At 64.8% G+C, this 11245-nt stretch carries 10 protein-coding genes; 9 read left to right on the top strand and 1 reads right to left on the bottom strand.

The annotated features are described in order from the left end of the window. From Q0K00_RS09760 to Q0K00_RS09720, 9 genes are all read left to right on the top strand, one after another. A partial coding sequence (locus tag Q0K00_RS09760; RefSeq protein WP_297229020.1) for an AAA family ATPase occupies positions 1-1208 on the top strand: 1208 nt, incomplete at its 5' end. After that, positions 1192-2079 carry a dihydropteroate synthase gene (gene folP, locus Q0K00_RS09755; protein ID WP_297229018.1) on the top strand — a complete coding sequence of 296 codons (888 nt, stop codon included), beginning with the start codon at positions 1192-1194 and terminating at the stop codon, positions 2077-2079. The genes Q0K00_RS09760 and folP, both read left to right, overlap by 17 nt. Before the next feature lie 69 nt (positions 2080-2148). After that, positions 2149-3519 carry a diguanylate cyclase gene (locus tag Q0K00_RS09750; protein WP_297229016.1) on the top strand — a complete coding sequence of 457 codons (1371 nt, stop codon included), beginning with the start codon at positions 2149-2151 and terminating at the stop codon, positions 3517-3519. Positions 3520-3535: 16 nt separating this feature from the next. Continuing rightward, a complete protein-coding gene (gene cdaA, locus Q0K00_RS09745) occupies positions 3536-4270 on the top strand; it encodes a diadenylate cyclase CdaA (RefSeq protein ID WP_297229021.1) in 735 nt (244 codons plus the stop codon). After that, entirely contained in the window at positions 4257-5183 is a 927-nt protein-coding gene (locus tag Q0K00_RS09740) for a CdaR family protein (protein ID WP_297229015.1), read from the top strand. The genes cdaA and Q0K00_RS09740 overlap by 14 nt, the downstream gene beginning before the upstream one ends. A 37-nt stretch (positions 5184-5220) precedes the next feature. Further along, positions 5221-6573 carry a phosphoglucosamine mutase gene (glmM, locus tag Q0K00_RS09735; protein ID WP_297229013.1) on the top strand — a complete coding sequence of 451 codons (1353 nt, stop codon included), beginning with the start codon at positions 5221-5223 and terminating at the stop codon, positions 6571-6573. Between the two features lie 23 nt (positions 6574-6596). Then, the gene (galU, locus tag Q0K00_RS09730; RefSeq protein ID WP_297229011.1) at positions 6597-7469 is read left to right on the top strand and encodes a UTP--glucose-1-phosphate uridylyltransferase GalU; all 873 of its coding nucleotides are present in this window, start codon (positions 6597-6599) and stop codon (positions 7467-7469) included. Between the two features lie 186 nt (positions 7470-7655). Then, positions 7656-10013: a primosomal protein N' gene (priA, locus tag Q0K00_RS09725; RefSeq protein ID WP_297229009.1), complete on the top strand. Its 2358-nt coding sequence runs from the start codon at positions 7656-7658 to the stop codon at positions 10011-10013. A gap of 229 nt (positions 10014-10242) precedes the next feature. Further along, positions 10243-10902, top strand: coding sequence for an outer membrane beta-barrel protein (locus Q0K00_RS09720; protein WP_297229008.1), 660 nt, complete (start codon positions 10243-10245; stop codon positions 10900-10902). On the opposite strand, the gene Q0K00_RS09715 is transcribed toward Q0K00_RS09720, so the two are convergent. Continuing rightward, a partial coding sequence (locus Q0K00_RS09715; protein WP_297229006.1) for a hypothetical protein occupies positions 10899-11245 on the bottom strand: 347 nt, incomplete at its 5' end. The genes Q0K00_RS09720 and Q0K00_RS09715 overlap by 4 nt on opposite strands.

Below are 11245 nucleotides of genomic sequence, written 5' to 3'. Positions count from 1 at the left end.
GGCTCGGCGGCGGTCATGACGAGCGCGAACAGACGCTCAATCAGCTGCTGGTGGAAATGGACGGCTTTGAAAGCAATGAGGGCGTCATCCTCATCGCCGCCACCAACCGTCCCGACGTGCTCGACCCGGCCCTGCTGCGGCCCGGCCGCTTCGACCGGCAGGTGGTGGTGCCTACGCCCGATCTGCGCGGACGGCGGCGCATCCTGGAAGTGCACACCAAACGGACGCCCCTGGCGGATGATGTGGATCTGGACGTGCTGGCGCGCGGGACGCCGGGCTTCTCCGGGGCCGACCTGGAAAACCTGGTCAACGAAGCCGCCTTGCAGGCCGCCAAGCTCAATGAAGAGCGGCTGGACATGCACGATTTTGAATTTGCCAAGGACAAGGTGCTCATGGGACGCGAGCGGCGCAGCCTCATCCTTTCCGATGAGGAGAAGCGCATCACCGCGTACCATGAGGGCGGACATGCCCTGGCGGCGCGGCTGCTGCCGAAGTCCGATCCCGTGCACAAGGTGACCATCATCCCGCGCGGCCGGGCTCTGGGCGTGACCATGCAGCTGCCTGAAGAGGACCGGCACGGCTATTCCCGCACCTATCTGCGTAACAACCTTGTGGTGCTGCTGGGCGGGCGGGTCGCTGAAGAGATCATCTTCGACGACATCACCACCGGCGCTTCCAACGATATCGAGCGCGTGACCCGCATGGCCCGCAAGATGGTCTGCGAATGGGGCATGAGCGAGGCCATCGGCACGCTGGCCATCGGTGAGACCGGCGAAGAGGTCTTCATCGGCCGGGAGTGGGTGCAGAACAAGAATTACAGCGAAGATACGGCGCGTCTCGTGGATGCCGAAGTGAAGCGCATCGTCGAGGAGGCGCATTCCCGCTGCCAGACGCTGCTGCGGGACAATCTGGAGACCCTGCACCGCATCGCCAGGGCGTTGCTGGAGCGGGAGACCATCACCGGCGAGGAGCTGGATCTCCTGATGGAAGACAAGCCCCTGCAGCCGCTTGACGCCAACGGCAAACCCGTAAAGACGGTCGCGGCGGCCTCCACCGACGCGGAAGAGGCGGACTTTTCCCTTGAGCCGGCGGAAGATGGACAGACGAAGGAAGATCCTTCCCCGTCTCCTCGTCCGGAAAAGGAAAATGCCGCGGGAGAGGCCGCGGAGAATGAGGAAGGCAACAGAAAGCATGATGAGCCCCGGTAGCATCGCGCCGCACTCCGGCAATGGGAGACCGGGCGCCTGGGTCATTGCGGGGGGGCGTACGCTGTGTGCGTCCGCCCCTTTCGGCGTCATGGGCATCGTCAACCTGACGCCCGATTCCTTTTATGACGGCGGCTGCCATGCGGACGCCGTCTCCGGCCTCGCTCATGCCCTGAAGTTGCGTGACGACGGGGCCGACGTGCTGGATATCGGGGCGGAGTCCTCACGTCCCGGCGCGGCACCCCTGTCGCCGGACGAGGAGTTGCGCCGCCTTTTGCCGGTGCTGGCCGGTCTGAAACGCGAAGCGCCGGGAGCCTGCCTTTCGGTGGACACCTACCATGCGGCCACGGCGGCCGCCGTGCTGGCGCAGGGGGTGGAGATCATCAACGATATCTCCGCCTGTCGCTTTGACCCGGAACTGCTGGACGTGCTGGTGGAATACAAGCCCGGCTATGTGCTGATGCACAGCCAGGGCCGCCCGGAGGTCATGCAGCAAGCGCCGTGCTATGCGGATGTCCGCCGCGAGGTGCGGGGATTCTTCGAGCGGGAGATGGCGCGACTCGTTCGGGCCGGTCTGCCCGAAGATCGCATCGTGCTGGACCCGGGCATAGGCTTCGGCAAGACGCTCGAACATAATCTGACCCTGCTGGCCCATCCCGAGGACTGGCTGGAGCTGGGGCGTCCTGTGTTGATGGGGCTTTCCATGAAATCGCTTTTCGGCGGACTGCTCGGGCTGGCGGCCGCCGAAAGGGGGACCGTTACCCAGGTCGCCACGGCGCGCCTGTGGGAGCGGGGCATTTTTTGGCACAGGGTGCACGATGTGGCGGCGACACGGCGGACGCTCCGTCTGCTTGCGGCTCTGGATGCCCGCTAGGTTTTTACGCCGCATCGTCGTCGTGGTGACTTTTCATATCCCGTTGTTCTGAGCCGTGAGGCGTGCGCCGTGTATCCTTCCCGGAAATATACCCTGTCTTTCTGGGGCACCTTGTTGGTGTGCCTGCTGCTCTCCGCTGTGGCGACGCAGTCGCTCGGCTATCGTGCGAATCGTGTGGAGCGCATCGAGGCCGAAAGCCAGCTGGCCGACAGGGCCAATGCCTTCAAGCAGGCCATCTGGCTGCGTCTGTACAAGCTGGAAACGCTGGCCATGACTTTGCAACTGCACAACGGCAAGCCCGCGCACTTCTTTGAAGCCGCGCGCACGCTCGTGCGGGATGGGTCGGTGTGCGGTATGTTGCTGGCGCCGGACGGCATCGTCAGCAATGTCTGGCCTCTTGATCAGCGGGAGCAGTACATGGGCCTGAATCTCCTCAAGGACCCCACGCTGCAACGTCTCATCAACGCCGGTAAGGACATCAGCCTGAGCGGGCCTTTCCCCGTCTCGGAGGACCGCTCCGTCCTGTACGGCTACAAGCTGGTCTATCTTACGGATACCGATGGACAGAGCAGGTTCTGGGGGATCCTGGTCTTCTGCATCAGCTTCGAGGACGTCCTGCACGAGGCCGGTCTCGACGTGCCCGAATTGCAGGGCAGGACGCTGCAGCTGGTGTGGGATGACGGCAGTGCCGCCCTGCAGGCCTATCCCCGGGAGCGGCGTCCGGCATTGCCGCTGGCGCGCTTCCGTCAGGATCAGGAAGAAAGAGCGACGATCTCCGCATCCACGGACGGCGTCCTCGAATATACCTTCGACACGGCCGGGACCTGGTGGGTGCTGCGCGTACAACCTGTGGGCCTCTGGTGGCAGAATGCCGCCGTCTGGCCCTTCGGGCTGGGTTGTCTTGTCTGCAGTCTGCTGGTGGCCCTGCTGGTGCGGCAGGTCTGCGTTCTGCACAGGACGCGGCAGGCGCTGGAGCTGCTGCTGAACCACGATCAGCTCACCGGGGCGCTCAACCGGCACGGGCTTTTCCGAGCCCTGGCCAGACGCCTGCGCGGCCTTGCCGGTCGGAGTTTCCTGGCCTATATGGACCTGAACAAGTTCAAGCAGGTCAATGACACCTACGGCCACGAAGCCGGAGACAAGGTCTTGTGCGCCTTCGTGGCCGCCGTGACGCGCTATGTGGACGGGCGCCATCTCTTTGCCCGCATGGGGGGGGACGAGTTCGTGCTCATCTTCCCGCCGGATACGGCACGGGAGGAGGTGAAGAAGACGCTTGCCGGCATTCGACGGACATGCGCCGAGCCGCTGGAGTTGTGTCCGGGCGAGCGGGTCTGTATCGAGTTCGCTTGCGGCCTGACCTTCTGGCCGGAAGGGGAGAACAGCTTCCAGGCCGTGCTCCGGCAGGCCGATACCGCCATGTACCGCGATAAAAAACGCTGATTGAAGGAACGCCGTGATTCTTGAGCATATCGTCTTCGACTGGCGCGACGCGCTGGACATCACTCTGGTGGGGGTGCTGCTCTATCAGGTCATCCAGCTCCTGCGCGGGACGCGCGCGCTGGCCGTGCTGTCCGGCCTGGGCGTGCTGACGGCGCTGTATTTCATGTCGCGCAGCATGGGCCTGTATACGCTCTCCTGGCTGCTGCAGCATATCTTCGGTTCGCTCTTCATCCTCATCGTGGTCATCTTCCAGAATGACATCCGGCAGGCGCTGGGCGAGGTGGGCAGTCGGCATTTCTTCCGCAAGAAGCGCGTGCAGGCCGGACTGGTGGACGAGGTGGTGTCCGCCTGCGTGGAGATGGCCCGCCTGCGGGTGGGGGCGCTCATCGTGTTTGAACGCAGTATGCAGCTGGGGGACATGGTCAAGCGGGAGAGCGTGACCGTGGACGCCCGGCTTTCGCGGCAGCTGCTCATGAACATCTTTTACCCCAAGGCCCCCCTGCATGACGGCGCGGTGGTGGTGAGCCGCGGGCGCATCCTGGCGGCGGCCTGCATCCTGCCGCTGGCCGAGGCTCGCGGTCAGTCCTTCGGCACGCGTCATCGCGCGGCGCTGGGCGCCACGGCGGAAAGCGACGCGGTGGTGGTCGTCGTTTCCGAGGAACGCGGCGAGATCTCCGTGGCCATCAAGGGAGAGCTCATCCGCAACCTCGATGCCGCCCGATTGAAGCAGGTGCTCCATGATGTCCTTTAATCCCAAGAAGATGCCGCATGTGCTGTCGTTGATCGTCGCCATCATCACGGCGGTGGGCATGTGGTATGTGGTCAGCGTGCGCGACAGGCTGGAGGCCCAGCTCGAAGTGAGCATCGACTATAACGGCGTGCCCCCCGATCTGGTGATCACGGACGGGCTCATCAGCAAGGTGCATGTGCGTATGCGTGGCCCCGAACTGCTGTTGCGCGCCATCTCGCAGCAAACGCTCACCCAGGCCATCAATCTTTCCGGCATCAAGAAGGGCACGACGGTGGTTCCCCTGTCGGGAGAGCACATGGGGCCGCAGTTGCGGGCCTTTGAGCTCATCGACGTGCAGCCGCCGCGCATCGTGGTCAAGGCGGACAATCTCATCGAGCGCAGCGTACCGGTGCGCGCGGAGATAGAATCCCCCCTGCGCAGCGGCGTGCTGACGGTGGAGAACGTCATCGTCTCTCCGGCGTCGGTGACCCTGCGCGGTCCGGAGAGCGTCCTTTCGGACATGTCCCATGTGCCGCTCAGCATCACCCTCGACCCCAACGCGGCGGGTACGACCGTCCGGCAGAACCTGCCGCTGGACACGCCCAGTCTGGTCAACGCCATGCCCGGCAGTGTGGAAGTGCAATATACCATCACCAGCGGCCGGACCGTGGTGACGCGGCAGGTGCGGGTGGAGATGGAAGCCCAGAATGCCCAGAACTACGCGGTGGAACCGGAGACGCTGGAGCTGCTCGTGGAAGTGCCTGAGGCGCTGGCCAAGAATTCAAGCTACCTGCGCAAGCTGGGGGTCATCGTGGTGCCGCCGCCCATGGAGGTCGGTCAGAGCCGGCAGGTCGATCCCCGGATACGCCTGCCCGAAGGCATGACCCTGCTGAATCCCTCGGTCAATCCCGTGACCATTTCCCGCAAAAAGTGACCGCCGCGTCCTGACGCGGCGCCAAGGAGAGCGCCCAATGGCTGAACGTCTTTTCGGCACCGACGGTATGCGTGGCCCGGTGAACATCTCGCCCATGACCGTGGATGTGGCCCTGCGGCTCGGGCTTGCGGCAGGGGTACGCTTCCGCAAGGGACCGCACGCGCATCGGGTCGTCATCGGCAAGGATACCCGCCTGTCCGGCTACATGTTCGAGTCCGCCCTGACGGCCGGGCTTTGCGCGGCGGGTATGCACGTCATCATGACCGGCCCCCTGCCGACCCCCGCCATCTCCTTCCTGACCCGCAACATGCGGGCGGATCTCGGGGTGGTCATTTCCGCGTCGCACAATCCCTACTCGGACAACGGCATCAAATTTTTCGATGCCGACGGCTTCAAGCTGCCGGACGAGGTGGAGAACGAGATCTCCGCCATGGTGCTCGACCCGGATTTCCGCTGGCCCTATCCGGCTTCGGACAAGGTGGGGCGCGCCAGCAAGATCGAGGACGCCGGCGGGCGTTACATCGTCTACACCAAGAGCTGCTTCCCGCCGCATCTGACGCTGGCCGGGCTGCGCATCGTCATCGACTGCGCCAACGGCGCCGCCTACAAGGTGGCCCCGCTGGCGCTGGAGGAACTGGGGGCGGAGGTCTTTCGGCTGGGGACGGCCCCCAACGGCACCAACATCAACGATCATTGCGGCTCGCTCCATCCCGAGAACGTGGCGGCCAAGGTGCGCGAAGTGCGCGCCGATGTGGGGCTTGCCCTGGACGGCGACGCGGACCGCCTCATCGTGGTGGACGAACAGGGCGCCGTGCTGGACGGCGATCAGATCATGGCGCTCTGCGCGCAGGCCATGATGGAGCGCGGCGAATTGCCGGGCAACCTGCTGGTGGCCACGGCCATGAGCAATCTGGCGCTGGAGATCTTCATGAAGGAGCGCGCCGGACGCCTGTTGCGCACCAAGGTGGGCGACCGCTATGTGGTGGAGGCCATGCGCAGGGAGGGCGCCATGCTGGGAGGCGAGCAGTCAGGCCACCTCATCTTCCGGCAGTACAGCACCACGGGCGACGGTCTGCTGGCCGCCCTGCAGATACTGCGCATCATGCGCGAGAAGGAGAAGCCCCTCTCTGAACTGGCCCGGCAGTTGCAACTTTTTCCGCAAAAACTTATAAATGTACGTGTAGAGAAAAAGCTTCCCTTCGAGGAGCGGCCCGCCATCGGCAAGGCTGTCTCCGAGGTGGAACGGGCCCTTGCCGGACGCGGCCGCGTGTTGCTGCGTTACTCCGGCACGGAAGCTCTGTGCCGCGTCATGGTGGAAGCTGAAGACGAGGAAAAGGTCGTCCGCTACGCCACGGAGCTGGCGGAGATCGTCAACCGGGAATTGCGCTAGACGCCACAAGGCGGGAGACAGGGATGCAGGAGATTCGGAAAGTCATCATTCCCGTGGCCGGATGGGGGACACGTTCTTTGCCCGCGACCAAGAACATCCCCAAGGAGATGTTGCCCATCTACAACAAGCCCGTCATCCAGTATGTGGTGGAAGAGGCCCAGCGGGCCAATATCCAGGACGTGATCTTTGTGACCAACCGGGACAAGAACGTCATCGAGGATCATTTCGACTACAATCTGCAGCTGGAAAGCGTGCTGGAGCGTGCCGGGAAGCTGGACAAGCTGGAGGAAGTGCGCAAGGTGGCGGAGATGGTCAACATCATGTCCGTGCGCCAGAAGAAGCAGCTGGGGCTGGGACATGCCGTCATGTGCGCGCGCGAGCTGGTGCGCGGTGAGCCCTTTGCCGTCATGGTGGGGGACGACCTCATGTTCAGCGGGGTCCCCGGCATCCGTCAGCTCATCGACGTGGCCATGGCCGAAAAGATGCCGGTCATCGGCGTCATGGAAGTGCCGTGGGAAAAGGTGAGCCGCTACGGCATCATCCAAGGCGAGGAAGTGAGCCCCGGCGTCTACCGCGTCCATGACATGGTGGAGAAGCCCGCCCGCGAGGACGCCCCCTCCCGTCTGGCCATCGTGGGCCGCTATGTGCTGACGCCGGACATCTTCGATCATCTGGACAAGGTGCAGCCCGGCCACGGTGGAGAGATCCAGCTCACCGACGCCTTGCGGACACTGACGCAGGAGCGCGGCATGATGGCCGTGCGCATGGCGGGTATGCGTTTCGATGCGGGCGACTGGTCGGAGTTCCTTTCCGCCAATATCTATTTTGCCCTGCAGGACGAGGATCTGCGTTACGAGCTGCTGGCCCAGCTCAGGAAATTCGTCCAGTTCCAGTGATATCCTCTCCGCGGAGAGTCGTGGCGGATGCCGTCAGGGAAGCATGGCGGCGTCCGCCTTTTTCTTCGCGCGGAGCAGGGGACGTGCCCGTCCGCGTGGCGCGTCCATCGAGCCGCCCACCCCTCATCCCTTTACCGCGGTCGTTCGCAGCCCTTACGCCGGGAACGTCCATCGCGTCCAGGAACGATGTTCGCCCATATTGCTCTGTTCAGTCCTCCTTACGCGACGCTGACCTATGAATTGCCGCCCTGCTTTCCGGCGGACTTCTGGCAGCCGGGCTTGCGTGTGGCCGTGCCGCTGGGCAGGGGCGCATTGCGGGCGGGCGTGCTGCTGGGCACGGAAGCGGCGGTGGCTCTGCCGCCGGGCGTGACCTGCAAGCGGCTGGCCTGGCCGCTGGAGACCGTGCCCCTGCTGTCCGGGGATCTGCTGGCTCTGGCGCGGGATCTGGCGTCGCGGCAGGGGCTTGGCGTCGGCAGCGTGTTGGGACATGTGTTGCCGCAGGGGCTGCGCCTGACGCGCGTCCGCCTGCGGGAACTCGGCGGGAAGGGGGCTGCATCCGGGCGGACCTGGGGATTGGCCGAGATCTGTGCGGCCTCGGAAGAGGTGCAGGTCCGTCTTGCGGACGCGCTGTGCAACGGCCGGGCCCGTCTGTTGCCGCCGGGAACGGATGCGGCGGAAGAAGAGCGCTGCCGCCTGCTGACGGATCCCCCGTGGCCGGTGCGGCCCTCGGCGGCCCGGCAGATCGCCATCCTCGATCTCCTGCATGAGCAGGGCAGCGTCAGCCGTCGCCGGCTGGCCCGCGCGCTGCCCGGTTCCGCCGCCGCTCTGCGCGCCCTCCTTGCCGCCGGCCTGGTGGAGCTTGTCCATGCGGCGGACGAGGACCACGAGGGGGAAGAACTTTTGCCGCCGCCTCCGGCCCCTTTTGAGCTCAATGCCGCCCAGCAGGCCGCCCTGTCGGACATGATCGACGCGCTGGATGCGGATCAGCCCGCCACCCGGCTGCTCTACGGCGTGACCGGCAGCGGCAAGACGGCCGTGTATCTGGAGCTGGCGCGTCATTGTCTGGCGCGGGGGCGCAGCGTCCTCCTGCTGGCTCCGGAAGTGGCGCTGGCGCACAAGCTGCGGCGCGATGCCGCCCAGGTGCTGCCGCATGTGCCGGTCTACCTGTATCACGGTTACCAGACGCCTCAGCGGCGGGAGGAGCTCTTCCGTTCGCTGGCCCGGCATGACGGCCCCTGTCTCGTGGTGGGTACCCGCTCCGCTCTGTTCCTGCCGCTGCCTGATCTGGGCTGCGTGGTGCTGGATGAGGAACACGACACGTCGTTCAAGCAGGACGAGGGGCTGCCTTATCAGGCCAAGGAAGTGGCCTGGTTCCGGGTGGGGCAGCGCAAGGGCCTGTTGGTGCTGGGATCGGCCACGCCGGACATCAAGACATTCTATGCCGTGGAGCAGGGGAAGCTTGCCATGCTGTCCCTGCCGCAGCGGGTGGGGGGCCGCTCTCTGCCGCCGGTGGAGCTGGTGGATATCGGGCCGCTCTCCTGCCGCCCCCAGGACAGCGGCCTGCTGGCGCCGGAGAGCGAAGCGGCCCTCCGTGAGGTGGTGGCGCGCGGGGAACAGGCCGTCGTGCTCCTCAACCGGCGGGGCTATGCGCCGCTCATGTTCTGTCAGGATTGCAAGAGCACGCTGAAGTGTCCGCATTGTCAGATCGGACTGGCCTACCACAAGGGAAGGGAAAAGCTCGTCTGCCATTATTGCGGTTTCAGTCTGCCGTTCCCGTCGCCCTGTCCCTCCTGCAAGAGCATGAGTTTTCTGCCGCTGGGCGAAGGGACGGAAAAACTGGCGGAAAGCCTGTCGGTGCTGGCCGGGGGGCCGGTGCTGCGGCTGGACAGGGACAGCACGCGCCGTCCCGGCCACATGGAGGAGATCCTCGCCGCCTTTGCCCGTCGGGAATCGCCGCTGCTCGTGGGCACGCAGATGCTGTCCAAGGGGCATCATTTCCCCGGCGTGACGCTGGTGGTGGTGGCTGACGGCGATCTGGGGCTGAACCTGCCGGATTACCGGGCCGCGGAGCGTACCTTCCAGCTGCTGGTGCAGTCGGCCGGACGCGCCGGACGAGGCGATATGCCGGGCCGGGTGCTCATCCAGACGCGGGACGCCGCCCATTATTGCTGGCAATATGTGCGGGAAGGGGATTACGAAGGCTTTTACGCCGAAGAGCTGGCCCGCCGTCGCAAATACGCCTACCCGCCCTTCGTGCGGCTGGCGCTGGTACGGCTCTCCTTTGCCGTGGAGGACGGCAGGGGGGCGGAGCGTCTGGCCGCCGCGGGACGGCTGCTGCGTGAGGCCGCCGGTCGGGAGGGGGTGCGGCTGCTGGGCCCGGCTCCCGCGCCGCTCGCCGTGCTGCGGGGACGCCGTCGTTTCCACTGCCTGCTCAAGGGGGCGGACTGGCGCGGCATACGGCAGGTCTTCGCGTCTCTTGCCCGGGACAAGGATGCCGCGCATCTGCGTCCCTTCCTCGACCTTGATCCCGTCAATATGCTGTAGCGGCGGGCGTCGCGGTTAGGCCTGATGGCAGAGATCTCCCAAATCATCCAATGGATAGGGTAAATCGAGCATATACGCTCCGCTTGCCTCGGGGCGGAGCGCCTCCCCGTGGAGAAGGCAAGAGCCCGCCCGCTCGGCGTCCCGCGCCGTCATTTCCGTTGACAAGACGACAACTTTAAGTAAGACTTTAACTTTCGGTGCACCAGAAAACCTTTTTGGAGGAAAGACCATGAAACGCACCCTTGTTGCCCTGTTCCTGCTGGCCGTGCTGGCTATGCCCGCCCTGGCCAAGGCGGAAGGCATGTACCTTGCCCCCAAGTTCCTGATGAGCATCCAGAATACGGGAACGACGGAGCGCAGCGCCGGTCTTGTGGGTTCCGGCATCAGCGAATACTCGCAGTTCACCCTGGGCGGCGCGCTGGCGGCTGGTTATGACTTCTGGCCCATGCATATGGTGCCGCTGCGCGCGGAACTGGAATTTGCCATGCGCGGCAACAGCGAGACCTCGTGGGAAGGCAATCTCGGCAATGTGAAGGGCACCTGGAACCAGTCCACGCTCTTTGCCAACCTGTACTGGGACATCCACAACGATTCCCCCTTTACCCCGTGGATCGGCGGCGGTCTGGGCCTTGCCTTCACCTATGCCGGCTATGATATCCACTACGGCGGCACCAACATGTCCATGGATGACCGCTTCACCAACTTCGCCTGGAACGTGGGCGCCGGTGTGGCCTACAACGTCAATGAGAACTTCACCATCGACGCCGGTTACCGCTATGTGGACTTCGGCTACAATGAAGTGAGCGGCACGTCCGGCGGCCGCAAGTACGAAGTCGGCGTTCGTCCGTACAACCACGAATTCATGGTCGGCCTGCGCTTCGGTTTCTAAACCGTCGGATCGCGACGACCATCCTTTTGGGGGGCCTGTTCCACGTCGTGGGGCAGGCCCTTTCCGCATGAGCGTTTCCGTTTTGAAAAAGGAAAGGCGAGGCGGCGGCACAGCGCCGCCCGGCCCAAAGTGGGCGGAATGACCGCGTTTTTGAGAAACGAGAGACCGACCGTATGGGTGGGGACGCGCCGCGTTCCCAACTGAAAATGCGCATGGGAAGAGGGATCTTCACCGGAGATCCCCGCACGAAAAAAGGCGGCCACGTTGTCGTGACCGCCTGTCTTTCTGGTACCGGGAGCGAGACTTGAACTCGCAAGGTGTTGCCACCGGCGGATTTTGAGTC

It is taken from the genome of uncultured Desulfovibrio sp., assembly GCF_944327235.1.
In the GTDB taxonomy this organism is placed as follows: domain Bacteria; phylum Desulfobacterota; class Desulfovibrionia; order Desulfovibrionales; family Desulfovibrionaceae; genus Desulfovibrio.
The sequence above is the reverse complement of the archived record's forward strand: the minus strand, read 5'-3'. Positions and strand labels throughout refer to the sequence as shown.